This is a genomic window from Nonomuraea sp. NPDC004186 (assembly GCF_053603495.1).
Genome location: NZ_JBSGFQ010000073.1, coordinates 22,387 through 46,493, shown reverse-complemented (window position 1 = coordinate 46,493; position 24,107 = coordinate 22,387). Strand labels below are relative to the sequence as shown.

23 protein-coding genes are annotated in these 24,107 nt (G+C 69.6%); 9 read left to right on the top strand and 14 right to left on the bottom strand.

Going from position 1 to position 24,107, the window contains the following annotated elements:
- The first annotated feature begins 4 nt into the window (after positions 1-4).
- A complete protein-coding gene (locus ACWEPL_RS42835; protein WP_452439552.1) occupies positions 5-256 on the top strand; it encodes a type B 50S ribosomal protein L31 in 252 nt (83 codons plus the stop codon).
- Between the two features lie 114 nt (positions 257-370).
- Positions 371-607, top strand: a complete 237-nt coding sequence (locus tag ACWEPL_RS42830) for a DUF3040 domain-containing protein (RefSeq protein WP_355191299.1) — start codon at positions 371-373, stop codon at positions 605-607.
- An 8-nt stretch (positions 608-615) separates the two neighbouring features.
- Here ACWEPL_RS42830 and ACWEPL_RS42825 read toward each other — a convergent pair whose 3' ends face one another.
- The 4 genes from ACWEPL_RS42825 to ACWEPL_RS42810 form a co-directional block, all read right to left on the bottom strand.
- Positions 616-846 (bottom strand): DUF6343 family protein, encoded by a 231-nt coding sequence (locus ACWEPL_RS42825; protein ID WP_449900728.1) that lies wholly within the window; start codon positions 844-846, stop codon positions 616-618.
- Positions 847-868: 22 nt separating this feature from the next.
- Positions 869-1,573, bottom strand: coding sequence for a maleylpyruvate isomerase family mycothiol-dependent enzyme (locus tag ACWEPL_RS42820; protein WP_363962728.1), 705 nt, complete (start codon positions 1,571-1,573; stop codon positions 869-871).
- 17 nt (positions 1,574-1,590) lie between these two features.
- Positions 1,591-2,295 carry a DUF4344 domain-containing metallopeptidase gene (locus ACWEPL_RS42815; protein ID WP_452439551.1) on the bottom strand — a complete coding sequence of 235 codons (705 nt, stop codon included), beginning with the start codon at positions 2,293-2,295 and terminating at the stop codon, positions 1,591-1,593.
- A gap of 137 nt (positions 2,296-2,432) precedes the next feature.
- Positions 2,433-3,167, bottom strand: coding sequence for a hypothetical protein (locus ACWEPL_RS42810; RefSeq protein WP_355191304.1), 735 nt, complete (start codon positions 3,165-3,167; stop codon positions 2,433-2,435).
- A gap of 176 nt (positions 3,168-3,343) precedes the next feature.
- Between ACWEPL_RS42810 and ACWEPL_RS42805 the strand changes: the two genes are divergently transcribed.
- Positions 3,344-4,216 carry a sugar kinase gene (locus tag ACWEPL_RS42805; RefSeq protein WP_363962730.1) on the top strand — a complete coding sequence of 291 codons (873 nt, stop codon included), beginning with the start codon at positions 3,344-3,346 and terminating at the stop codon, positions 4,214-4,216.
- Here the strand turns inward: ACWEPL_RS42805 and ACWEPL_RS42800 are convergent.
- Positions 4,213-7,494 (bottom strand): discoidin domain-containing protein, encoded by a 3,282-nt coding sequence (locus ACWEPL_RS42800; protein ID WP_452439550.1) that lies wholly within the window; start codon positions 7,492-7,494, stop codon positions 4,213-4,215. The two genes, ACWEPL_RS42805 and ACWEPL_RS42800, sit on opposite strands and share 4 nt — an antisense overlap.
- A gap of 238 nt (positions 7,495-7,732) precedes the next feature.
- Between ACWEPL_RS42800 and ACWEPL_RS42795 the strand changes: the two genes are divergently transcribed.
- The 5 genes from ACWEPL_RS42795 to ACWEPL_RS42775 all read left to right on the top strand — a co-directional run bounded on the left by ACWEPL_RS42795 (position 7,733) and on the right by ACWEPL_RS42775 (position 13,637).
- The gene (locus ACWEPL_RS42795; RefSeq protein ID WP_397369785.1) at positions 7,733-8,728 is read left to right on the top strand and encodes a LacI family DNA-binding transcriptional regulator; all 996 of its coding nucleotides are present in this window, start codon (positions 7,733-7,735) and stop codon (positions 8,726-8,728) included.
- A gap of 209 nt (positions 8,729-8,937) precedes the next feature.
- Positions 8,938-10,296: an ABC transporter substrate-binding protein gene (locus ACWEPL_RS42790; RefSeq protein WP_452439549.1), complete on the top strand. Its 1,359-nt coding sequence runs from the start codon at positions 8,938-8,940 to the stop codon at positions 10,294-10,296.
- A gap of 5 nt (positions 10,297-10,301) precedes the next feature.
- Positions 10,302-11,168, top strand: coding sequence for a carbohydrate ABC transporter permease (locus ACWEPL_RS42785; protein WP_355191312.1), 867 nt, complete (start codon positions 10,302-10,304; stop codon positions 11,166-11,168).
- A complete protein-coding gene (locus tag ACWEPL_RS42780) occupies positions 11,165-12,118 on the top strand; it encodes a carbohydrate ABC transporter permease (RefSeq protein WP_452439548.1) in 954 nt (317 codons plus the stop codon). Before ACWEPL_RS42785 ends, ACWEPL_RS42780 begins: the two co-directional genes overlap by 4 nt.
- Positions 12,119-12,122: 4 nt before the next feature.
- Positions 12,123-13,637 carry a glycoside hydrolase family 13 protein gene (locus ACWEPL_RS42775; protein WP_452439547.1) on the top strand — a complete coding sequence of 505 codons (1,515 nt, stop codon included), beginning with the start codon at positions 12,123-12,125 and terminating at the stop codon, positions 13,635-13,637.
- Here ACWEPL_RS42775 and ACWEPL_RS42770 read toward each other — a convergent pair.
- Both ACWEPL_RS42770 and ACWEPL_RS42765 read right to left on the bottom strand, forming a co-directional pair.
- Positions 13,548-14,987, bottom strand: a complete 1,440-nt coding sequence (locus ACWEPL_RS42770; protein WP_452439546.1) for a nitrilase-related carbon-nitrogen hydrolase — start codon at positions 14,985-14,987, stop codon at positions 13,548-13,550. The genes ACWEPL_RS42775 and ACWEPL_RS42770 overlap by 90 nt on opposite strands.
- An 81-nt stretch (positions 14,988-15,068) precedes the next feature.
- Complete coding sequence (locus ACWEPL_RS42765; protein ID WP_452439545.1) at positions 15,069-15,941, bottom strand: LysR family transcriptional regulator; 873 nt, start codon at positions 15,939-15,941, stop codon at positions 15,069-15,071.
- Positions 15,942-16,003: 62 nt separating this feature from the next.
- Here ACWEPL_RS42765 and ACWEPL_RS42760 point away from each other — a divergent pair, with 62 nt between their 5' ends.
- Entirely contained in the window at positions 16,004-16,762 is a 759-nt protein-coding gene (locus ACWEPL_RS42760; protein ID WP_350729892.1) for an SDR family oxidoreductase, read from the top strand.
- Here the strand turns inward: ACWEPL_RS42760 and ACWEPL_RS42755 are convergent.
- The 7 genes from ACWEPL_RS42755 to ACWEPL_RS42725 all read right to left on the bottom strand — a co-directional run bounded on the left by ACWEPL_RS42755 (position 16,759) and on the right by ACWEPL_RS42725 (position 24,083).
- Positions 16,759-17,616: a phosphotransferase gene (locus tag ACWEPL_RS42755; RefSeq protein WP_452439544.1), complete on the bottom strand. Its 858-nt coding sequence runs from the start codon at positions 17,614-17,616 to the stop codon at positions 16,759-16,761. The two genes, ACWEPL_RS42760 and ACWEPL_RS42755, sit on opposite strands and share 4 nt — an antisense overlap.
- A complete protein-coding gene (locus tag ACWEPL_RS42750) occupies positions 17,617-18,612 on the bottom strand; it encodes a LacI family DNA-binding transcriptional regulator (protein ID WP_350729896.1) in 996 nt (331 codons plus the stop codon).
- Between the two features lie 32 nt (positions 18,613-18,644).
- A complete protein-coding gene (locus ACWEPL_RS42745; RefSeq protein WP_452439543.1) occupies positions 18,645-20,015 on the bottom strand; it encodes a GH1 family beta-glucosidase in 1,371 nt (456 codons plus the stop codon).
- Positions 20,012-20,815, bottom strand: coding sequence for a carbohydrate ABC transporter permease (locus ACWEPL_RS42740; RefSeq protein ID WP_350729899.1), 804 nt, complete (start codon positions 20,813-20,815; stop codon positions 20,012-20,014). The genes ACWEPL_RS42745 and ACWEPL_RS42740 overlap by 4 nt, the downstream gene beginning before the upstream one ends.
- Positions 20,812-21,774 carry a carbohydrate ABC transporter permease gene (locus ACWEPL_RS42735; RefSeq protein ID WP_452439542.1) on the bottom strand — a complete coding sequence of 321 codons (963 nt, stop codon included), beginning with the start codon at positions 21,772-21,774 and terminating at the stop codon, positions 20,812-20,814. Before ACWEPL_RS42735 ends, ACWEPL_RS42740 begins: the two co-directional genes overlap by 4 nt.
- Positions 21,771-23,069, bottom strand: coding sequence for an ABC transporter substrate-binding protein (locus tag ACWEPL_RS42730; RefSeq protein ID WP_452439541.1), 1,299 nt, complete (start codon positions 23,067-23,069; stop codon positions 21,771-21,773). Before ACWEPL_RS42730 ends, ACWEPL_RS42735 begins: the two co-directional genes overlap by 4 nt.
- A gap of 123 nt (positions 23,070-23,192) precedes the next feature.
- Complete coding sequence (locus tag ACWEPL_RS42725) at positions 23,193-24,083, bottom strand: serine/threonine-protein kinase (RefSeq protein ID WP_350729905.1); 891 nt, start codon at positions 24,081-24,083, stop codon at positions 23,193-23,195.
- Positions 24,084-24,107: the final 24 nt, after the last annotated feature.

The window sequence follows — 24,107 nt, the reverse complement described above, 5'->3', positions numbered from 1 at the left end:
GGCCATGAAGAAGAACCTGCACCCCGCGTACGGCCCCGTCGTCTTCCGTGACCCGAGCGTCGGGTTCGCGTTCCTCACCCGCTCGACCCTCACCAGCGACAGGACGGTCGAGTGGGAGGACGGTAAGACGTACCCGGTCGTCGACGTGGACGTGTCGTCCGCCAGCCACCTCTTCTACACCGGCCGCGGCCGCATCCTCGACACCGCGGGCCGGGTCGAGCGCTTCAATCAGCGCTACGCGAACCGCCGCAAGTGACGGGCGGCCCCCCCGCAGGCATGTACGCGCCTGCGGGGGATCGGCCGGAGGGGGCATGCCTGCGCTACTGCTGGGTAAAAGGTGGTCACCGGCATCGGAGCAGTGGTGATGGCCATGAGTCTCTCTGGAAAGGAACGCCGCATTCTCGCTGAGATCGAGCAGGCCCTTGAGCGAGAGGACCCCGAGCTGGCCAGGCGCGTCGCGGCGATCAACAAGATCGAATCAGATGGGGACTTCCCCCACGCGTATGGTGATCGCCTGCGCAGGTGGGTGCTGGCGCACGTCTGGATGATCTTCACGGCCGGCGCGCTCGTGATCGTCCTGCTCCTGCTCGCCGTACTGACCACCTGACAGCACAGTCAGCGCCGCCGGCGCAGCAGTGCCAGGTCGGCGGCGGCCACGACGGCCACCGCGGCCGCGATCGCGGCCTCCCAGCGCCAGACCTCCGCCCCCGTGCTCGCGGCGAGCACCGCGAAGAGCACCGCCGCCGCCATCCCCAGCACCAGCGCGACCAGGGACAGGATCCGCCGGGTGCGCAGCGGGCTGCGCGCGCTCAGTGGCTCCGTGCCCGCCCGGTTACGCAGCCACATGGTCGATCCCCCTTCCGAACGGTCAGGCGAGGCACCTCAGGGCCGCGACGACGCGCGGGTCGATCCCGTGCGACGCGGGCAGCCGCCCCACCGTGGCCTCCACGAACTCGGGGTACGACAGCGAGGCCGTGACCCCGTTCACGGCGGCCCAGATCTCGTCGGCCGTCTGCTCCACCTGCACCTTGGCCTCCTGCTCGGCCAGCACGAACCGCCCCACCGCCACCCGCCACAGCGTCCGGTCGTCGACCTCGGCGTCGGGGACGGGCGCGCCGACGTCGTCGGCGTGGGTGGCGTACTCGGAGTCGTAGTGGAAGGCCTGCCGGCCGCACGGGTAGGGCCCGGCCATGGTGTCGATCAGCCCGCCGGGGCCGAGCTCGCGCATGCGGCGGCGCGTCTCGCCGTTCTGGACCCGCCACTCCTCCAGCACTTCCGCCACGGGCAGGTGGCGCCGCTGCCGCACCGACCACTCGTTGAAGTCGTTGTAGCCGGACACGCCGGCCTTGGAGAGCCGGGTCAGCAGATCCTGCACGGTCCCGTCGAGGCAGGCGTGGTTGTACAGCTCCTCGCCCGCCAGGTGGCCCAGCACGTCGCGCACCGACCATCCCTCGCACCGGGACGGCCGCTGCCAGCCGGCCTCGTCGAGCCCGCTGAAGAACCGGTCGAGCCGGGCGGCCTCCGCGTCGAAGATGTCGAACGGATTGAAGTGTTTGAGCAGCTCGTCGGCCATACTCCGGACGCTACCCGCTACGTGCCCGCTTTCACGGCCATCGATCCGACGGCGGACCTGACCCGGTCGTACTCGCCGGCGCAGGTGGGCGCCCGCTCGGGCGGGACCCAGCCGCCCTGGGCGATCCGGTCGTATTTGCCGGGGTCGGCGCCGTACAGGAGGCAGGAGAACGTGGCCGACTCGGGCGGCCCCGACAGGTGGTCGATGCCGGAGTGGCCGGCGAGCAGGTGGCGGGCCTCGGCGGCGGCCACCACGCGCCTGGGCGCGTCGGACGCGAGCGTCAGCGCCGCGAACTGGTCGGCCTGCTCCTCGCTGTCGGCCAGGCCGTTCAGCGTGGTCAGGGCGTGGCCGAGCTGGTGGTGGAAGAGCACGGCCAGCGCGCCGTCCATGCGGGCGGACCTGGTACGGGCGTCGGTCTCCTCGGTCTCGGAGATGCCGTCCATCACGTGGCGCACCTTGTCCACCAGCTGGTAGCAGATGGTGATCCGGCGCTCCTCGAGGTCCCAGGTGGCCTCCGGCGCGTCGCAGTCACGGGCGACGACCTTGACCGACGCGGGCAGCCGGATCCGGGTCCTGAGCGTGTCACCGTCCTTGAGGAGCTTTCTGGCCTGTTCGGCGCCCGGCGAGCCCGGCTGCTCGTAGCGTACGGACAGATCGGACGAAGGCGCCGCCCCCAGCGTGCTCGTCATGCTCAGGACGAGGGCGATGAGGGGATGCGGCATACGAGGCTCCTTCGGGGGTCGGTAGATCCACGCAATGCGACTGTCCATGCACGCAAAGCGTGATCCCTAAACCTGAGGGCCCCCGAAAAGCCGGAAGGCCCGGCCCCTGGGAAGGGACCGGGCCTCCGTCTTATGGATTAACGACGCCACCAGCTGCCGTAGACCCGCACGTAGTCCGTGCGGCTCTTGGAGCCGTCGAGCTCGTCGTTGCCGTTGAACACGGCGCGGAAGGTACCGCTCTTGTAGGCGCGGGTCTCGGCGTAGAACTTGCCGCCCCACTTGGTCTTGGCGGAGGCGACCCACTTCCAGCCGCTGGAGCCGTTGGCGCGGAAGTAGACGTCCACCTTCTCGCCGCGGACGCCCTCCCAGCCGTCGTCATCCACCTGGAGACGGCCGGAGAACTCGATCGTACGACCCTTGCGGATCTTGTACGGGTCGGCGGAGAAGCGCGAGATACGCGTCTCGGACTTGCTCTTCTCGAGCTCGACCGAGAAGAACGCCGTGTCCTTCGCGATCTCCTTGCCTGCGGAGTCGAAGGCTACAGCGGTGGCCTGCCACTTGCCCTGGGGGTCCCCCTCGGTGAAGCCGACGGCGAAGCGCCAGCCCTCGAGGTCCTTGACGTCCTTGGCGCGGAGCGTGCGAGCGCCCTCGGGCGCCACGCTGAGCTCGACCTTCTTGACGTCGGAGCTGGCCCCGATGTCGAAGTACGCGGTCGTCTCGGAGCCGGGCTCCACCACGACCGGATTAGGGTCGATGTCGCGGATCTTGAGCTGGGTGTCCACCTTGGTGGCCGCCGAAGCAGTGCTCGCGCCCGACATCAGCATGGCCCCGCCCACAAGGGCGGAAACGATACCAAGTGCGATCTTTCTCATGAGGGTGCTGATTCCTCTCCCCGTATTGACTTGGAGCCGGCTCGGGGTGGCCGACCCCTTTACTACTTTGAGCCACGAGAAGGGGAAAAGGTTGGCTAATGTTACAGAAAATATTTGATCAACCTGGCAACCAGGGGTTATGCGGGAAAAGTACTTGACCGGCTACAGTCTGGCGCATGACCGACGTCTACACGCTCGGCGAGCCCTTGGGGATCGTCTCCAGCGGCCGGGTTCGCCACGAGAGCGAAGCCCGGCTGGACGTGTGCGGGCCCGAGTTCACCCTGGCGATCGCGCTGGCCAGGCTCGGGCACCGCACCGCTTACCTGGGCAAGGTGGGCGATGACGAGCTGGGCGCGAGGGTGCTCACCGCGCTCAGGGGCGAGGGTGTGGACGTCGCGGACATGCGCGTGTCCGAGGGGTTGCGCACGGGCCTGATCCTCAGAGAGACCCGTGTCGGCCGCTCACAGAGAGTGACGCAGTATCGCGCGGGCTCGGCGGGCTCGCGGCTCACTCCGGGCAACGTGCCGATCGACCGGATCGCGGCGTCGAAGATGCTCCACGTGACCGGTCTCACGGCGGGCCTCGGCCGGGACGCGCTCGACGCGGTGCGCACCGCCGTGAGCGCCGCGAAGAACGCCGGGGTGATGGTCTCCTTCTCCGTCGACTACGTGCCCGAGCTGTGGCCGTCGGTACGCGAGGCCGAGGAGGTGCTCGGCGAGCTGGCCTGCGACTCGCACCTGCTCTTCCTCCGTCAGGACGAGCTCGACCTGGTCAAGCCCGCGCTCACGGCGGAGCGCGAGGTCGTGGTGGACCGCGGTGCCAAGGGCGCGAGCGTGCGCGCCGACCGGATGCGCTACGACGTGCAGGGCTGGCAGGTCCCCATCGTGGACACGGCCGGCGCGGGGGAGGCGTTCGCGGCCGGTTACATCAGCGCCGCGCTCGACGGCCTCATCCCCCAGGAACGCCTGCACCGCGGGGCGCTGTTGAGCGCCGCCGCGGTGACCAGTGTCAGCGACTGGCAGGGGTTGCCCACCAGGTCAGACCTCTAGTTGGTGGTGAGGGTGAAGGTCGAGGTCGTGTTCTTGATGTTCTGGAAGTTGTTCGCGAACCTCAGGTTGTTGATCGTGGCCGACCCGACGGCCGGGCCCTGACCGGGCTCGGGCAGCTCGTTCACCCAGATGCCGAAGCCGGACTTGGCGTCGAAGGCGTCGCCGCTCTTCTGCGCTCCGCTGATCGACACGTTCGTGAGGATCGTGTCCTTGACCGGGTTCAGCGGCGCGCTGCCGGAGTAGCCGGTCTGGAACATGATCCCGCTGTACGTCGGGTCCACGATGTCCAGGTTGTTGACGCGGATGCCCTGGAACACCTTGGACGAGGAGAACAGCCACAGCGCCGGGAACGTCTGCTGCCCCCAGAAGTGCCCGCCGGCCCGGACCAGCGAGATGTTGTCGAACGTCGTGGGCGGGCTGGCGCCGAACCCGTTCATCGGGATCCCGAAGTCCAGCGAGCTGATCGTGACGCCCGGGTAGGTCAGCGTGTCCGCGACGTAGATGTTCCTGAACGTGTTGTCGTAGCCGCCGTACACGGCCACGCCCGCGGCCCGCCAGGTGAGCAGCGAGGTCAGGTTCTCGAAGACGTTGCCGGTCTGCTCGCCGGGGTTGTTGTCGGTGGCCGAGAACAGCGCGAAGCTGTCGTCGCCCGTGGCCCTGGCCTCGACGTTGGTGACGTGGTTGCCGGTGCTGCCGTTGGTCATGTTCAGGCCGTCGGCGAACAGGTTGCGGATCCGTGAATTCTTGATCGTGATGTTGTCCGTGTTCGTGCCCCAGTAGAGGCAGATCTGGTGCTCGGCCCAGACGTTGTCGATCGTCATGTTCGCCACGTTCGAGAAGTCGAACACCTTGCCGGGGCCGTCGATGCGCGAGGTGTAGTTGCCGAAGTAGGCGAAGTTCGCGAACGTCGAGCCGTTGGCCGAGGCCTCGGTGCGGAAGCCCACGTCGGTGTTGTCCTGCCCGGCGGGGGAGGAGAACCTGGTGAACCAGGGGCCCGCGCCGACGATCTTGACGGACTTGCCGTACACCTGGAACTTGCTCGACGTCTGGTAGTCGCCCTGCGGCAGGTACACGCCGGTCAGGTTGGCGTCCATGCGGGCCTTGTCGAGCGCGTTCTGCACGTCCTGGTGGGTGAAACCGGTCGGTACGGCGTACTTCGCCGGGTCCGGGTTCGCGACCGGGGTCGCCTGCTCGAAGTCCACGAAGTCGATCGCGTACGTCTGGGTGTTGGCCGAGTCCTTCTGCAGCCTGATCGTGCTGCCCTTGGGCACGGTGGCGCCGAGGAGCACGTTCGCCTCGTCGTAGATGTGCCTGGGCGGCCCCGAGCCGGGGGAGTTGCTCGGACTGGCCTCGGCGCCGTAGAGCCAGGCGTAGCGGGAGGTCAGGTTGACGGCCTTGAGGAACGAGCCGTTGACGTAGACGTTCAGGGTCGAGCTGAGCCCGCCGCCGCCCGCCGCGTCGGGCATGGAGAAGCGGGTGACCAGGGTGTTCGTGTCCGCCCTGGTGGTGAACTCGACGTACGCGCCGGTCTGGTTGAGCGTCACCGCGCGCCGCCCGGACGCCTCGCCGGCGATCGTGCCGATGTCCCTGCTCGGGCCCACGCGCGTGGCCCCGCCGCCGATCACGGCGTCCTCGGCCTCGTACGTGTCGTACGGCATGTTCGCGCCGCGGCCCACGAACAGCGGCAGCTCGCTGGTGTTGTTGGCGCGCTTGACGGGCAGCTCGTTGGCGTCGTCGGCGAGCACCGTCCTGACCGTGTACTTGCCGTTGGCCGCGGTCCACGTGCCCAGGCTCACCGGGCTCGTGGTCGCGCCCGCGGCGATGGCGCCGCCGGTCGAGCCGGTCAGGGTCTTGACGACGGTGCCGGAGTCGTTCGTGACGGTGAGCGTGATGCCGTGGGAGGCGCCGCTGGAGGCCACCGTGCCCTGGTTCTTGATCGCCACCGAGAACGTCACCGTGTTGCCCGCGGCCGGGTTCCCCGGCGTCCAGGCGACGGGGGAGGCGACCAGGTCGGCCGTGTCGACCGGCTTCACGGTCAGGGTGCCGGTGGCGGTGTTGTTGGCCTCGTTCAGCTCGACGACCTTGCCGTCCTCGTCCACCTTGGCGGAGAGCTGGTAGGTGCCGGCGTCCCTGGCGCCGATGTTCGCGGACACGGTGGTCGACGCCCCCGCGGCCAGCGCGCCCACGCTCGCGCTGCCGACCTTGGTCGCGCCCGCGTAGAAGTTCACGGAGGTCGCGGCGGCGGCCGCGGTGCCCGCGTTCCTGACCGTGGCCGACAGCGTGACCGCGTCGGTCTCCACCGGCGTGGCCGGGGAGGACGAGAGGCCGCTCACGGTCAGGTCGGGATTGGCCGACGGCGTGCCGAAGATCTGGAACTCGGCCACCTGCCCGCCCGGAGCGCCCGAGTTGGCGGTGATCTGCAGCCGGACGTCGGCGGCCCTGCCGGTCACCGGGATGGTCACCGAGTTCCCCGTGGCCGGGTCGAAGGTGTACGTGGCCGAGGAGACGAGGCTGGTGAAGCCGGCGGCGCTCTGCTCACGGCCGAGGACCTGGATGCTCTGGGTCCGCCTGGCCCAGGCCGGGTCGGGGTTGAGCTTGAGGGTGATCGAGGTCAGGTCGGCGTTGGCGCCGAGCTGCACGGTCAGCGTGTTGGGGTAGGCCGCGCCCTCCCAGTACGTCTGGAGGTTGTCGTCGTTGGCGTTGGCGGCCACGTACGTGTGGGTGTGCGAGGACTCGGTGATCGCCTTGCCGAGCGCCAGGTTGGCGCCGCTCGGCGGCGGGTTGTCCGGCGCGCTGCCCCACACCTCGAACTCGGAGAGCTGGCCCGCGGGCCAGCCGGTGTTCGCGGTGATCTGCAGCCGGACGTAGCGGGAGGTCGTGGCGGCGAAGGTGATCGTCGCGGTCGGGTTGAACGTGTACGTCGCCGAGGCGACGATCGTGCTGAAGGCGGAGCCGTTCGTGCTGCCCTGGACGGTCAGCGTCTGGGTACGGCTGGGCCAGCCGGACGGCAGCTTCAGCACGAGCTTGTTGACGCTCGCGCTGACGCCGAGGTCGACCTGGACCCATTGCGGGAACGCGTTGTTGGCCGATTCCCAGTAGGTGGCCTGGTTGCCGTCGGTCACGTTGGGAGCGGCGTACACCTCCGTGAAGCTGCTCGCGGTGGCGGTTCTGCCCGCCGCGAGGTTGGTGTCGGCCGCCGCGTAGGCGGGTGCGGCACGGAATTCGATGGCTACCAGGAATCCGAGGGCTAACGTAAGGGCGGCTAAGAGTGCTCTCATGGGGGTGGCCCTTCCGGGTAAGGCGGATGGCCGAACCATAGGATGTCGAGCAGATAGCCGCAATATTTCGACGAGATTTCGCAAACAGTTGACTGACAAGAATCACCGCAGGCAGTCTTTCCTCGCTGGTCAGGAAGTCGCCCGGGCTGCGGAGACGGCTGTGGGGCGGTGCAAAGCCCTACGTCGGATCGACGTAAGCCGTTGCAAGCGCTTGCGCTGAAGGCCGTATAGTTTGCGCATGACGCGACGACTCGCAGAGGTGGCCAAGAAAGTCGGAGTCAGCGAGGCGACGGTGAGCCGGGTGCTCAACGGCAAGCCCGGGGTCTCCGACGCGACCCGCGAGGCCGTGCTGACCGCCCTCGACGTGCTCGGCTACGAGCGCCCCACCCAGCTGCGCGGCGACCGGGCCCGGCTGGTCGGCCTCGTGCTCCCCGAGCTGCAGAACCCGATCTTCCCCGCCTTCGCGGAGGTGGTCGGCGGCGCGCTGGCCCAGCAGGGGTTCACCTCCGTGCTGTGCACCCGCACGGTCGGCGGTGTCTCCGAGGCCGACTACGTGGACCTGCTGCTCCAGCAGCAGGTCAGCGGCGTCGTCTTCGCCGGCGGCTTCTACGCCCAGGCCGACGCCGCGCACGGGCACTACGAGTTGCTGCACGAGCGCAAGCTGCCGACCGTGCTGGTGAACGCGGCCGTCCAGCACCTCGACTTCCCGCAGGTGTCGTGCGACGACACGGTGGCCGCCGAGATGGCCCTGGCCCACCTGCGCGCGCTCGGCCACGAGCGGGTCGGCATGGTGCTCGGGCCGAAGGACCACATGCCGTCGCGGCGCAAGCTGGAGACGTTCCAGGCGGAGGGCGGGGATCCCGGGCTGGTCGAGCACACGATGTTCTCGCTGGAGGGCGGGCACGCGGCCGCCGCCCGGCTGGTCAAGCGCGGGGTGACCGGCGTGATCTGCGCCAGCGACCTGCTCGCGCTGGGCACGATCAGGGCGGCCCGCCGGGCCGGGCTCACCGTGCCGGGGGACATCTCGGTCATCGGCTTCGACGACTCGGCCCTGATGAACTGCACCGACCCGCCGCTGACCACGGTCCGCCAGCCGATCGACGCCATGGGCCGGGCCGCCGTGGACCTGCTGGTCGCGCAGATCGACAAGGCGGTGGTGCCGGCGGACGAGCTGCTGTTCGAGCCCGAGCTCGTGGTCCGCGCCTCCACCGCCCGCGCCCGCGCGGCGGTCTAGGGACCTGAGCCCGGCCCGTTCCCCCTCCTCTCTGGGGGTCTCGGCCGGTGCCCCCTCTCCTCCCCAAGGGACCTCAGCCTGTGCGGTGGGTGAGAGGCGTCGCCACGCAGGCGTAATCCAGTCGTTATCTTGCAATATGCAGTCGAAATATTGCGAACATCCGTCCCCGATCCTATGGTGTGGGCACCTCGCATCAGAAGGGTCAGACCATGCGGAGATCCACTGGGCTCTTGCTCGTGTCCGTGCTCGGCCTCTCAGCCACAGCCTGCGGCTCCAGCAACCCCGCCACCCCGTCAGCCGGCGCCGGCGGCGGCGCCAAGGCCGTGACGATCACGGTGGCCTGCCAGCCCGCCAAGTCCGCGCCGAAGGAGCGCCAGGCCTGGGACGACGACGTGGCCACGTTCATGAAGGCGCACCCGGGCGTGACGGTCAAGAGCACGGACCAGCAGCCCTGCTTCGACCCCAAGACGTTCGGCCCCAAGCTGGCCGGCGGCCAGATGGAGACCGTCTTCGTGGTCCCGGTGACGAACTACAACGACGTCATCGGCCAGGGCCAGGCGCTCGACATCACGCAGTACACCAGCACCATCAAGAACTGGAACGACCTGCGCCCCGACGTGCGGGAGATGGTGACCAAGGACGGCAAGGTGTACGGCGTGCCGAACGTCCACTACGGCGTCGGCCTGGTCTACAACCGCTCCCTGTTCACCAAGGCCGGCCTCGACCCCGACACCCCGCCCAAGACGTGGGCCGAGGTCCGCGAGGCGGCCAAGAAGATCGGCGCGCTCGGCGCGGGCTACGTCGGCTACGGCGAGTACTCCGGCGGCAACACCGGCGGCTGGCACTTCACCCAGGCCATCTACGGCCGCGGCGGCAGCATCCTGACCCCCGACAACAAGAAGGCCGCGTTCAACTCGCCCGAGGGCAAGGCCGTGCTGCAGAACCTGCACGACATGCGCTGGGTCGACAACAGCATGGGCAACAAGCTCCTGGTCGGCTGGGAGTCGCTCATGATGGCCATGGGCAGCGGCAAGGTCGGCATGATGCTGGGCGCGCCCGACGTGGTCACCGACGTGGTCACCAAGTTCAAGGGCAACGTCGCCGACTACGGCATCACCGGTTTCCCCGAGGCCAAGGCGTCGCTGAGCGGCGGCGAAGCGTTCATGATCAACCCGAAGGCCACCCCCGAGGAGGCCAAGGCGGGCCTGGAGTGGGTCGACTTCCGCTACAACACCGTCGGCAAGGGCCGCTTCGACTTCGCCCGCGGTAAGGCCATCGGCAACCCGGTCGGCGTGCCCGACAACGCCGTCTACGGCGACTCGGCGACGGGCAAGGCCATCCAGGCCGACCGCGAGAAGAACGCCTCGCTGCCGGTCACGAACTACGCGCCGTACGTGCAGGCCGCCGCGACGATCCCGCCGAAGGCCGAGCCGGTGCACGCGCAGGAGCTGTACGCCATCCTCGACGTGGTCATGTCGGGCGTGCTGAGCCGTAAGGACGCCGGCGTCGACCAGCTCCTGACGGACGCCGAGACCAAGGCGAACTCCATGCTGGCGGCCAAGGGCTGACCTTGATGGGAATCTTGCGGCGCAACCTGACGGCCTACGGGTTCCTCTGCGCGGCCCTGATCTGTTTCACGGTGTTCGCCTGGTATCCGATGGTCAGGGAGTTCATTCTGAGCTTCCAGAAGACCGACCTGATCAACCCGCCCACCTGGGTGGGGCTGGACAACTTCAAGGCGGCGGTCCAGGACCCGGCCTTCGGCGAGGCCTGGCTGAACACCGTGGAGTTCACGCTGCTCGCGCTGCTGTGCGGCTATGCCGTGCCGTTCGTCGTCGCGCTCGTCCTCAACGAGCTGCGCCACGCCCGGGCCTACCTGCGGTTCGTGGTCTACCTGCCGGTCATGCTGCCGCCGATCGTGGCGGTGCTGCTGTTCAGGTGGTTCTACGATCCGGGGCCCGGGCTGTTCAACCAGGTCCTGGACTTCTTCCACCTGCCGCCGCTGGCCTGGCTGGACTCGTCGTCGACCGCCCTGATCTCCCTGGTCCTCGTCTCGACCTGGATGAACATGGGCAGCGCGACGCTGATCTACCTGGCGGCGCTGCAGAACATCCCGCCCGAGCTGTACGAGGCCGCCGAGCTCGACGGGGCCGGGATCTTCAAGCGGATCAGGCACGTCACGATCCCGCAGACCCGGCTGATCCTGCTGCTCATGTTGATGCTGCAGATCGTGGCGACCATGCAGGTGTTCATCGAGCCGTACATGCTGACCGGCGGCGGCCCGGAGAACGCGACCGTGAGCGTCGCGTACCTGATGTACCAGTTCGCGTTCTCGCAGATGAACTACGGCCAGGCGGGCGCGCTCGGCATGCTGCTCATGCTCGCGCTCCTCGTCTTCGCGGCCTTCCAGCTCAGGACGACCCGTGAGGACAGGGCATGACGGCGACCGAACACAGGCGGGCCCCGGTGTCCGAGCCGCCCGGCGGCGCGAGGCCGAAGCGCCGGCGAAGGCCGCCGAAACCGATCCAGGTGCAGTTCCGCACGATCGTCTCGCCGCACCAGCTCAACAGCAGGTGGGGCCGGCGGATCTACTGGCTGGTGCTGATCGCCGTCATCGTGGTCTTCACGCTGGCCTTCGTCTTCCCGCTCTACTGGATGATCACCGGCGCCATGAAGACGCCGGAGGAGATCGCCCAGATGCCGCCGTCGCTCGTCCCGGCCGACCCGTCGCTGGAGGCGTTCTTCGAGGCCTGGGATCTGTTCGACATCGGCACGCTGCTGGCGAACACCGCGTACTACTCGCTGGGCGCGTGGCTGTTCTCCATGGCGGTGGACGTCACGGCGGCGTACGCGCTGTCGAAGCTGCGCCCGATGTTCGGCACCGTGATCCTCGGCGCGATGCTGGCCACGCTGATGATCCCGCCCATGGTCATCCTCATCCCGCTCTACGTCACGATCGTGGACCTGGGGTTGCTCAACAACGCCTGGGGGCTGTGGTTCCCGGCGGCGGCGAACGGCTTCAACATCTTCCTGCTCAAGCGGTTCTTCGACTCGATCCCGCGGGAGCTGATCGAGGCGGCGCAGATCGACGGCGCGGGCCCGCTGCGGGTGCTGTGGTCGGTCGTGCTGCCGGTCTCCAGGCCGATCCTGGGCGTGGTCTCCATCTTCACGATCGTCACCGCGTTCAAGGACTTCGTCCTGCCGCTGCTGGTCATGACCGACAGCGAGAAGATGACGATCAGCGTGGGCCTGTCGCAGACGGCGGGCGCGGTGACCCAGAACCAGATCATGGGCGGCCTGGTCATCGCCAGTATCCCCATGATCATCGTCTTCTTCGTCTTCCAACGACACATCATGGCGGGGCTCACCGCCGGAAGCATCAAGGGATAAGCGCATGTCGCAAACGTGGTGGCGGGGGGCCGCGATCTACCAGGTCTACCTGCGTAGTTTCGCCGACGGGAACGGTGACGGGATCGGCGATCTGGCCGGCCTGCGCTCCCGCCTGCCGTACCTGAAGGATCTCGGGATCGACGCCATCTGGCTGAACCCGTGGTACCCGTCGCCGATGGCCGACGGGGGCTACGACGTGGCCGACTATCGCGACATCGAGCCGGTCTTCGGCACGCTGTCCGAGGCCGAGCGGTTCATCGAGGAGGCGCACGAGCTCGACATCAAGGTCATCATCGACGTGGTGCCGAACCACAGCTCCACGGAGAGCGCCTGGTTCAAGGAGGCGCTGGAGAACCCCGCGGCGCGGGACCGCTTCTGGTTCGCCGACGAGCCGCTGAACGACTGGCAGTCCATCTTCGGCGGCGCGGCATGGACCCAGGTCCCCGACGGCCAGTGGTACCTGCACCTGTTCGCCCCGGAGCAGCCGGACTTCAACTGGACCAATCCCGAGGTCCACCAGGAGTTCGAGGACGTGCTGCGGTTCTGGTTCGACCGCGGCGTGGACGGCGTGCGCATCGACTCCGCCGCCCTGCTGATCAAGTCGGACACGAAGTACGAAGACCTCGACGAGGTCCACGACGTCTACCGTCGGTGGCGCGAGGTGGCCGACGAGTACGGCGAGCGCATCCTGATCGGGGAGGTCTGGCTCCCCGACCAGGAGCGTTTCGCACGCTACCTGCGGCCCGACGAGCTCCACACGGCCTTCAACTTCGACTTCCTGTCCTGCCCGTGGGACCCGGCCGAGCTGCGCAGGGTCATCGACCTGACCCTCGCCACCCACACCCCCATCGGCGCCCCGCCGACGTGGGTGCTGTCGAACCACGACGTGACGCGCCCGGTCACCCGGTACGGCCGCGCCGACACCACGTTCGCGCACGGGGGCCGCCTCCACGGCACCCCCTCCGACCTGGAGCTGGGCTACCGGCGGGCCAGGGCGGCGGCCCTGCTGGCCATGGCGCTCCCCGGCTCCGTGTACGTCTACCAGGGCGAGGAGCTGGGCCTCCCCGAGGTCGAGGATCTCGCGGACGAGCTCCGCCAGGACCCGATGTACGCCAGGTCGGGCGGCACGAACCCGGGCCGGGACGGCTGCCGCATCCCCCTGCCGTGGTCGGGCGAGGAGCCCCCGTTCGGGTTCGGCGCGGGAACGCCGTGGCTGCCGCAGCCGGAGGGCTGGCGCAAGCTGACCGCCGAGGCCCAGCGCACGGACCTGGGCTCGATGCACAACCTCTACCGGACGGCCCTGGGCCTGCGCCGCGACCTGCTGGGGGACGGCACGTTGACCTGGCTCCCGACAGGCGGCGAGGTCCTGGCCTTCACCAGGGACTCGGGCCTGACGAGCGTCACCAACCTGGGCCCCGACCCGGTGCCGCTACCCGCGGGCCGGCTCCTCCTGGCCAGCGGCGCCCTGGAGGACGGCGCCCTGCCCGCCGACACCACGGCCTGGCTCACGCGGGACTGACCGCAGCGCCACCAGCCCGGCGGCGGCCAGCGCGAGGCACAGCCACGCGAACCAGTCGCCGAACCGGGCGTACACGGTGGGGCCCGGGCCCGAGGGCACGTCGGCGAAGGCCGTGACGAACGGCTGCCGCGTGCCCTCGGTGTCCCGCTCGGCCAGCACCCGGCCCCAGGGATCCGAGATCATCGGCGTGCCCCACTGCGCCGCCCAGGCCACCGAGAGTCCGGTCTCCACGCCGCGCAGCAGTCCCATCCGGCTGTGCTGCCAGCCGTTGCCGAACTCGTCGGCGGCCGGCACCGCCATCAGCCGCGCCCCGGCGCGGGCGTAGTCGCGGATCGGCGCGGGGAAGTTGAGGTCCATGCAGTTGGCCAGCCCGACGTGGTCACGCGCGAAGACGAGCTGGTCCCCGCGCCGGAACGGCTCCCCGGGCGCGAAGTGCCACTTCGCGTAGTAGACCGGCGCGAGTCCGCCTGCCGGGAGGTCCACCGAGTAGTTGTACTTGATCTCCGGGGTCGTGTGGACGACCCCGATCACCACGTCGATGTTCCGATCGCGGGCGATCTCGCGCAGCGGCGCGAGCGCCGGGCCCAGGCTCGCCTCGTCCGTGCCCAGCGTGCCCTCGGGGAGCACCACCGTGCTGGTCCCCGAGGGTAGCTCGGCGATCTCCTTGACGTACTCGCCGACCAGGGCCTTGCCCGCCGGGCTCGCCGCGTCGGGCGCCCACTGGTAGCGGGTGGCCGACAGCACCGCCACCTGCCGCCAGGCGGTAGAGTCCGCGCCGGCCAGCCGCACGGCCCCGAAGACGAGCACGAGCAGGCACGCCGCCGCCCCGAGCACGCCGGTACGCAGCCACGCCGCCGCGGCCACCCCCGGCCACAGCATCGCCGCCAACGTGGTCGGCGCCAGCAGCACCACGTACTCCACGCCCCAGGCGCCGGTCACCGAGGCGATCTGGGTCACCACCGGCACGTCGGCCACGGACGTGGCGAGCGGCCAGATGATGCCCGTCGGGTTGGCCAGCACGGTCAGGTACATGAACGCCACCCACACGGCGGGCGGCGCGGTGGCGGCGAGCATGGTCAGACCGCGCCGGGCGAGCGCCCTGAAGAGCCAGACCACCAGCCCGAACAGCAGCGAGCAGCCGACGATGATGCCGATCCCGATGGGCCGCGGCACCGACGGGGTGCGCAGGAAGAAGTCGAGCTGGTTCGTCATTCCGGCCAGGAAGGCCAGGAACGCGAGGGTGAACGTCGCCCTGCCGCTCGCCCGTGACGCCAGCAGCAGCATCGGCAGCGGCGCGAGCCAGGTCAGCGCGGGGATCGGCGCGAAACCCGTACCGAAATAGAAAAGCACCGCGGATAAAAGCGGAGCGGCCACTCTGAGCATCATGTATACACCGTAAACAGCGAGGTATACGGTGTCAACAAAAGACGATCAGGTGACGCACATGCACGTGACGAACACGTCCACCAGCGTCCGCACGGCCTGCCGCCGGTCGTCACGCCGCCAGACGACGGCCAGCCTGCTCGGCGGCAGCCCCGCCACGGGCCTGCTGACCACGTCGTCGCGCCGGTAGAGCTCGGCGTTCCCGGCCGAGACCAGCACCACGGCCCGCCCCGCCGCGACCAGCTCGAGCGCCTCCTCGGCCGTCTCCGCCTCCGCCCCCACCACGGCGGGCGCCGATCGTTGGTCGTCGGCCAGCCAGAAGGCCCGCATGGGCCCGGCGGAGACCGGCATCGCCACGAACGCCTCCCCGGCCAGGTCGGCGAGCGTGACCTCGGGGCGGGCGGCCAGCGGATGGGCGGCGGGCAGCGCCACCCAGCGCTCCTCCGTGCTGACCACCGTCCAGTCGTAGTCGTGGCCCGGCATGGGCAGCCACGCGACGGCCACGTCGACCTGGCCGTCGCCCAGCCCCACGGTGGGGTCGCTCCACGGCACCTGCCGGAAGCGCAGGTCCCAGCCGGGCAGCGCGGAGGAGATGGACGGCACGAGCCCGCGCCCGATCCGCGTCTGGAACCCGACGACCAGCGTCCGCTCCTCGCGCGCCGCCACCACCGCCCGCTGCGCGCCCTCCCACTGCTCGATGATCCGCCTGGCCTCGGGCAGCAGCGCCGCCCCCGCCGCCGTCAACGCCACGGTACGGCGGTCGCGCTCGAATAGCTTGGCCCGCATCGACAGCTCCAGCTGCCTGATCTGCCTGCTCAGCGAGGGCTGCGAGATGAAGAGCCGCTCGGCCGCCGCCCGGGTGAAGCTCAGCTCTTCGGCGACCGCCACGAAATACCTGAGATCCCGAATATGGGCATCCATAGCAAAAAGCTATAACAGCCGGTCTTGGACGGGCGAGGGAGCCGAGACCCACGATGGAGCGCATGAGAGATTTGTCGGGAAAGACGGCATTGGTAACCGGAGCTTCACGCGGGATCGGGCGGGCCATCGCCGAGCGCCTGGCCGCCGACGGGGCCCGGGTGATCGTCCACTACGCCAGCAACGACGACCTGGCCAAGGAGACGGTGGCCGCGATCGAGGGCGCGGGCGGGCAGGCGTACGCGGTGAAGGCGGCGTTCGAGGACGGCGTGGACGCGTTGTTCGAGGGCATCCGGGGGGAGCGGCTGGACATCCTGGTCAACAACGCCGCCATCCTCGCCGGGGTGCTGGGCACGGTGAGCGAGGAGCAGTTCGACCGGGTCTTCGCGGTGAACGTGCGGGCGCCGTACTTCATCATCGAACGGGCCCTCCCGCTCCTCAACGACGGCGGCCGGATCATCAACATCTCCTCGGCCGTCGTCCGCATCGCCCTCCCGGACCTCGTCTACTCGATGACCAAGGGAGCACTGGACACGCTGGGCTTCAGCCTGGCGCCCCTCCTCGGCGACCGGAACATCACCGTGAACACCGTCTCCCCGGGCGTCACGGAGACGGACATGAACGCCTGGCTCCGCGCGGACGACGGCACCGCCGAGCGCGCGGTCACCGAGGTGACCGCGCTGGGCCGCATCGGCCGCCCGCAGGACATCGCGGACGCCGTGGCGCTGCTCGCGAGCGAGGAGTCCCGGTGGATCACCGGTCACGTCCTGGACGTCACCGGCGGCTACTTCCTCGGCCCGCGCGGCGGCGTGATCCCGGTCTAGCGGGTGGCGCCGCTGGGGTCCCGGAGCCACGCCTCCAGCGTCGCGCGGGCGTCGGCGGCCCCGGCGGGCAGCCGCAGCCCCCTGAGGAGCATCCACAGCGTCCCCTGCAGCGCCCGCGCCGCCAGGAACTCCCGCAGCTCGGGATCGTCGGGATCGTGCCCATAGGCCCGGACGGCCGCCCGGCCGTCGAGCCGCTGCGTGCGCAGCAGGCAGGCCAGGTCCCACTCGACGGGCGCGGCCATGCTCTCCTCGAAGTCGTTCCAGAGCAGCCCGGCGGGGGTGGCGAGAAGGTTGCCGGGATGCGCGTCGCCGTGGACGGCCTGCGCCGTGCGGCCCGCCAGCCGTTCGGCCAGGCCCGCGTGCGCGTCCCGCAGCCGGGCCAGCACGCCGGGCGGGACCTCCCCGTCGAGCAGCTCCAGCAGCCGCAGCGGCTCGTCGAGCACCGGCCCGAGATAGGGCAGCTCGCCGGGAAAGCCCCGCAGCGCCTCGTGCAGCTCGGCAAGCGCCCGCCCGGCCGTCTCCGGGCCCATCCGATGGCCGGGGTCGTGCTCGACGTGCTTCCAGAAGGAGACCGCGACCCCGTCACGCAGATGCGGCCCGGCAGGCAGCAGGTCGCTCGGCGGCACGACCGGCACGCCCTGCCCGTGCAGGTAGGACACGACGTCCAGCTCCCGCCGCAACGCGTCGGCGGGCCGCGCCCGCCCCAGCGCGGTCACCGTCGGCACCCGCGCGACGATCGGCGCCGGGCGCAGGTGGACCCGGAGGTTGAACGAGTCGTTGAGGACCACCGGATCCGCCACCCGGATGCCGTGCTCCTCGGCCAGGGAGACGGCGGCGGCCACGGCGGGGATCATCTAGGCGGACTCCCTGATCACCAGCTCCGTGGGCATGATCACCGGCTCGGCCGGTCCGCCCTCGAACAGCCCGAGCAGGAGCCCGACCATGGCCGCCGCCTGCTCGGCCACCGGGTGCCTGAGCGTCGTCAGCGGCGGTTCGGTGTATTTCGCCGCCTCGATGTCGTCGAAGCCCACCACGGCCACGTCGTCGGGCACCCGGCGCCCGGACTGGCGGAGTGACTGCAGGGCGCCGACGGCCATCAGGTCGTTGGCCACGAAGACGGCGTCCAGGTCGGGGTCGTCGCGCAGGAGCTGCCGCATCGCGACCGCGCCCGACTCCCGGGTGAAGTCGCCGATCGCCACGATCGACCTGAGGTCGGAGTCGCGCAGCACGTTGCGGTAGCCGGCCAGGCGGTCCTGGCCGCCGATCATGTCCTGCGGGCCGGCGATCGTGGCGATCCTGCGCCGTCCCGTCTCCACCAGGTGCCGGACCCCGATCTCCGCTCCGCCGACGTTGTCGTTGTCGACGTACGGGATGTCCACGGGAACGGCGGGCCGCCCGTAGGAGACCACGGGGACGCGCAGGCGCGACAGCGCGGCCGGCAGCGGGTCGGCGCCGTGCATGGAGATCAGCATGACCCCGTCGACGTGCCCGCCCGCGATGTAACGCTCCACCCGGGCGTGGCTCTTGGCGGAGGAGGCCAGCATGAGCACGACCTGCTTGTTCACCGCTTCGAGCGCCACGGACGCCGACCTGATCGCCGTGGAGAACATCGGGTCCTCGGAGAAGACCCGGGTGCCCGGCTCGCTGACGACCAGGGCGATCGAGTCGGTGCGCTGGGTGACCAGGCTGCGCGCGGCCGAGTTGGGCACGTAGCCCAGCTCGTCGATCGCGCGCTGCACGGCGTCGCGGATATGGGGCGCCACCGTCGTCTGGCCGTTGACGACCCGGGAGGCGGTGGCGCGGGAGACCCCCGCCCGGGCGGCGACCGCCTCGAGGGTCGGGCGTCTCATGACTGCACCAAGTGGGAGAGCACGGAAAAAATCTACAGGCCGTTCCTGGTGATGACGTCTCTGTACCAGAGAGCGCTGTCCTTGAGGATCCGGGCCTGGGTCGCGTAGTCGACGTGCACGATGCCGAACCGGCGCCGGTAGCCCTCGGCCCACTCGAAGTTGTCGAGCAGCGACCAGACCAGATATCCGCGCAGGTCCGCGCCCGCCCCGATGGCCCGGTGCACCTCGCGCAGGTGACCTTCCAGGTACGCCACCCGCTCGTCGTCGTGCACCCGGCCGTCCGCCACGACGTCGTCGAAGGCCGCGCCGTTCTCCGTGACCATGAGGCCGACCTGCGGATAGTCCTGCGAGAGCCGTACGAGGAGCCGGGACAGGCCGTCCGGCACGATCGGCCAGCCCATCGCGGTCGTCGGCGCGTCCGCCGCCGCGAACCTGACGTCCTCCGAGCCCGGCCACGCCGCGTCGGCCGGCAGCCCCGGGCCCGACTCGACCACGCACGGGTTGTAGTAGTTGACGCCGACCAGGTCGATCGGCGCGTTGATGAGCGCGAGGTCGCCGTCCAGGATGTGCTCCGTCCCGCCGTTGCGCGCCGCCGCCTCCAGGACCTCCTGCGGGTACGTGCCGTGCACCGCCGGGTCGAGGAACTGCCTGGTCAGCAGCGCGTGGACGCGGTCCGCGACGGCCGCGTCCGTCTCGCCGGCCACCGCCGAAGGGTCGTTGACCTGGGCGGGGGTGAGCACCGGGGAGGAGTTGACCACCAGCATGAGGCTGCGGGCGCCGGCCGCGCGCAGCCGCCGCGCGGCCAGCCCGTGGCCGAGCAGCAGGTGGTGCGCCGAGCGCAGGGCGTCGGCCGGGTCGCGGCGGCCCGGCGCGTGCACGCCGTTGCCGTAGCCGAGGAAGGCCGACACCCATGGCTCGTTGATCGTGGTCCAGTCGCCCACCCGGTCGCCGAGCCGGTCGTGGACGGCCTGGGCGTAGTCGGCGAACCGGTAGGCCGTATCGCGATTTGTCCACCCACCACGGTCTTCGAGGGCTTGGGGAAGATCCCAGTGATAAAGCGTGACATAAGGCGAAATTTCGGCGGCGAGTAGCTCGTCCACGAGCCGGTCGTAGAACGCCAGCCCGCGCGGGTTGACCGGACCCGCGCCGTCCGGCTGGACACGCGGCCACGCGACCGAGAACCGGTAGGCCCCCAGCCGCAGCTCGCGCATCAGCCCGACGTCCTCGCGGTAGCGGTGGTAGTGGTCGCAGGCCACGTCGCCGGTGTCGCCGTCCGCCACGTTCCCGGGGGTGTGGGAGAAGGTGTCCCAGATCGACTGGCCCCGACCGTCCTCCTTGACCGCCCCCTCGATCTGGTACGAGGCCGTCGCGGCACCCCAGACGAACTCCTCGGGAAAGATCATCCCTTAACAGCTCCTTGCATGATTCCACCGATGATTTGCCTGCCGAACAGGGCGAAGACGGCCACGAGCGGGAGCGTGCCGATCGCCGTCCCGGCCAGCCCGAGCACGTAGTCGTTGACGTACCCGCTGGCCAGCGTGGACAGCGCGACCTGGACCGTCGGGTTGTCCGGGTTGAGCACGACCAGCGGCCAGAAGTAGTCGTTCCAGGCCGACATGAACGTCAGCATGCCGAGCACCGCCGCCGCCGGACGGGCGGCGGGCAGCACGACGTGCCAGAACAGTCCCCACGTCGAGCACCCGTCCACCCGGCCCGCCTCCAGCAGCTCGGTGGGCAGGGCTCGCGACAGGTACTGGGTCATGAAGAACACGCCGAACGCGTTGACCAGCGCCGGGACGATCAGCGCGTAGGTGGTGCCGGTCCACTCCAGCTTCACCATGAGCATGTAGAGCGGGATGATGCCGAGCTGCGCCGGGACCATCATGGTGGCCACGGTGATCACGAGCATGACGTTCCTGCCCCTGAACTTCAGCTTGGCGAAGGCGAACCCGGCCAGCGTCGAGAAGAACATCACCGCGATCGAGATCGACCCCGCCACGATGACGGAGTTGAGCAGCGCGAGCCCGAAGGGGACGGTGTCGAAGACCCGGGAGACGTTGGCGAAGAAGTTGCCGCCGGGGATCAGCGGCGGCGGCACCTGGCCCAGCGCCGAGTTGTGCCGGGAGGCCACCACGACGCTGTAGTAGAGCGGGAAGGCCGAGAAGAAGGCCACCGCGGTCAGGGTGAGATAACGCAGCCTCATATCAGGCCCCCTCTCACCCGGCGGGTGATCAGGAAGTTGACCAGCGCGACGATCACCACGGCCAGGAACATCAGCCAGGACGCGGCCGAGGCGTAGCCGAAGTCGAACGTCGAGTTCGCGAAGCCCTGCTCGTAGACGAACAGCGCCAGGGTCTGGAACTGCCGGTCGGGCCCGCCGGTGGCGATGCCGCCCCCGCCGCCGCTGCTCTGCCCGAAGAGCAGGGGCTCGGCGATGATCTGCATGGCGCCGATCGTCGAGACGATGATCACGAAGACGATCGTCGGCCTGATCATCGGGATCGTGATCCTGCGGAGCTGGGTGAAGCCGCTGGCGCCGTCGATGGTGGCGGCCTCGTACAGCTCGCGCGGCACGGCCTGCATGGCGGCCAGGAAGATCAGCGCGTTGTAGCCGGTCCAACGCCACATGATCATCACGGAGAGCGCGAGGTGCGAGGTCGCGGTGCCGGCCGCCCAGTCGATGCTGCCGACGCCGAACCACGAGAGCACCCAGTTGATCAGCCCGAAGTCCCGGCCGAAGAGCTGGCTGAAGATGACCACGACGGCCACCACGCTCGTGACGTTCGGCAGCAGCAGCGCGACCCGGAACAGCGTCTGGAACCGCAGCCGCCGGTTGAGCAGGTGTGCCAGCCAGATGGCCAGCATGAGCTGCGGCACGGTCGAGAGCACGCCGATGGACAGGGTGTTGAACGTGGCGTTCCAGAAGTACCCGTCACTGAGCAGCGTCGAGTAGTTGTCCAGCCCGATGAACGTCTGGGTCTCCGACAGCAGCGACCACTCGTGCAGGCTCACCCAGGCCGTGTAGACCAGCGGGAACAGCCCGAAGGCGCAGAAGAGCAGGAAGAACGGCGCCACGTAGGCGTACGGCGACACCCTCAGGTCGAGGGTGTGCCGCACGCTGCGCCTACGCCGTCGCGAGACCGCGAGGGGAAGGGAGCTCATTTGATCTTCTTGACGTCCTCGAGCACCTGGGCCCACGCCTCGTCGGGCGACTGCTTGCCCTGCTCCACGCGGCCGAGGCCGTTGCCGACGGCCGTGCGCACGTCGGCCTCCTTGGGGCCGAGGTGCTGCGGCTTGAGCGCCTTGGCGGCGTCGGAGTAGATCTTGCCGATGGGGGCGTCGCCGAAGAACGGCTTGGTGAAGTTCTGGATCGACGGGTCGTCGTAGAGGGCCGGGATCGACGGGAACGTCCCCTCCTCCTTGAACACCTTGGCCTGGTTGTCCTTGGAGGTCAGGAAGTCGATCAGCTCGGCCGCCTCCTTCGGGTGCTTGCTCTGCTTGGGCGCCATGAGGTGGGAGCCGCCGCTGTTGCCGGAGCCGCCGGGCACGGTCGCGATGTCCCACTTGCCGGCCGAGTCCTTGGCCTGCTCCTGGATGAAGCCGGTCATCCAGGCCGGGCAGATGATCGTGGCGAACGAGCCCTTGGCGAAGCCGGTGTTCCACGGCGGCGTGAAGGCCGCCAGCTTGGCGGTCAGGCCCTCCTGGGTGAGCTGGTTGGACAGGTCCCAGGCCTTCTTCACGTCGGGGTTCGAGGCCACGATGATGTTGTCCTGAGCGTCGTACAGGCCGGTGGGCGCCTGGTTGACCATCGCGCGGAAGATCTCGCCGGGAGAGTCCACGAACTTGGCGCCCGCCACGTTCGCCGCGCCGAACTTCTTGCCGGTCGCGATGTACTGCTCCCACGTCGGCCAGAGGGCGGCCACCTCGGTCCGGTCGGTCGGCAGCCCGGCCTTCTTGAACAGGTCCTTGCGGTAGCACATGGCCAGGCCGCCCACGTCGGTGCCGAGGCCGAGCACCTGCGTGCCGTCCTTGCTCAGGCCCTGCTGCCACTTCCAGTCGAGGTAGTCGGGCTGCCGCTTGTCCAGCCCGTACTGCTTGAGATCGACGAACTTGCCCGGCTGGGCGGTGAACGTGCTGATGTAGCCGACCTCGACCGCCTCGATGTCGCCCGTGCCGGCGTTCGTGGCCAGCCGCTTGACGAGGTTGCTGTGGTGGTCGTTGAACTGCGTGACGTTCTCGACGATCTCGATGTCGGGGTGGGTCTTCTTGTACTCCTCGTAGAGTGGTTTGAAGCCGAAGTCGCCGAAGAGGCCGACGGTGAGCTTGATCTTCTCTCCCGGCTTGGCGCTCTCCGTGGCGGTGCTCCCGCCGCCGCCTCCGCCGCCGCAGGCCGTCGCCAGGGCGAGCAGGGACGCGGTGATCAAGGGCATGGCGAATCGCCGGACGCGAGGGGTCATGGAACCCTCCTTGGTCGGTGCTTGCGAGGTATGTGAGAGAGCGCTCTCTCAAGAGATTCGCGGCGATAACACCGGCCTGTCAACGGGGGCTAAATAACGATCCGGCTTAGCGAGAGAGCGCGTTCACGCGTTGAGCGCGCGGCCGGCCATGCGGGCGTACATGCGGCCGGGGCTCGGGGCCTCGGTGAGGAAGCCGGGCAGCACGGGCAGCTCGACGGCGAACGGGTCGAGCCGCTCGTACAGCTCGTTCGCGTCGGCGGGCCGGTCGTCCGGCAGCTTCTCCAGCAGCTGCGACAGCAGCGCGTCCAGCTCGGGGGGCAGCCCGGGGATGGCCGGCGGGCGCTCCTTGACCTGCTTCTCGAAGACCATGTAGTCGGTGGGCCCGGTGAACAGCTGCTGCCCGGTCAGCATCTCGTGCAGCACGCAGCCGAGCGAGTAGAGGTCGCTGCGCGGCTCGGCGACGCCGTGCTTGATCTGCTCGGGAGCCATGTACGCCGGCGTGCCCAGGATCTGCCCGATCCTCGTGAACGTGGTGACCTCGGCGTCCCGGAGCATGGCCAGCCCGAAGTCGAGCACCTTCACGCTGCCGTCGGGGCAGAGCATGAGGTTCGTGGGCTTGAGGTCGCGGTGGCAGATCGCCAGGGCGTGGGCCGCCGACAGCACGGCACACGCCTGGGCCGCGATCGCGGCGGCCCAGCAGACGGGCAGCGGGCCGTGCTCGCTGACAACGTCGGCCACCGTGACGCCCTCGATGAACTGCATCACCTGGTAGAGCCGCTGCTCGTGGGTGCCGAAGTCGTAGAGCACCGGCGCGCCCGGATGCTCGAGCCGGGCCAGGATGCGGGCCTCGCGGATGAACCTGCGCTCCAGCTCGTGATCGTGCCCGCTGGGCAGCCTGAGCAGCTTCACCGCCACCCGGCGGTCCAGGTGGCGGTCGTGGCCCGCGTAGACGGCACCCATGCCGCCTTGCCCGAGAGGGAGGTCGTCGAGCACATAGCGGTCGCCGATGACCATTCGCCCCTCCCCGCAGCCTTCCGG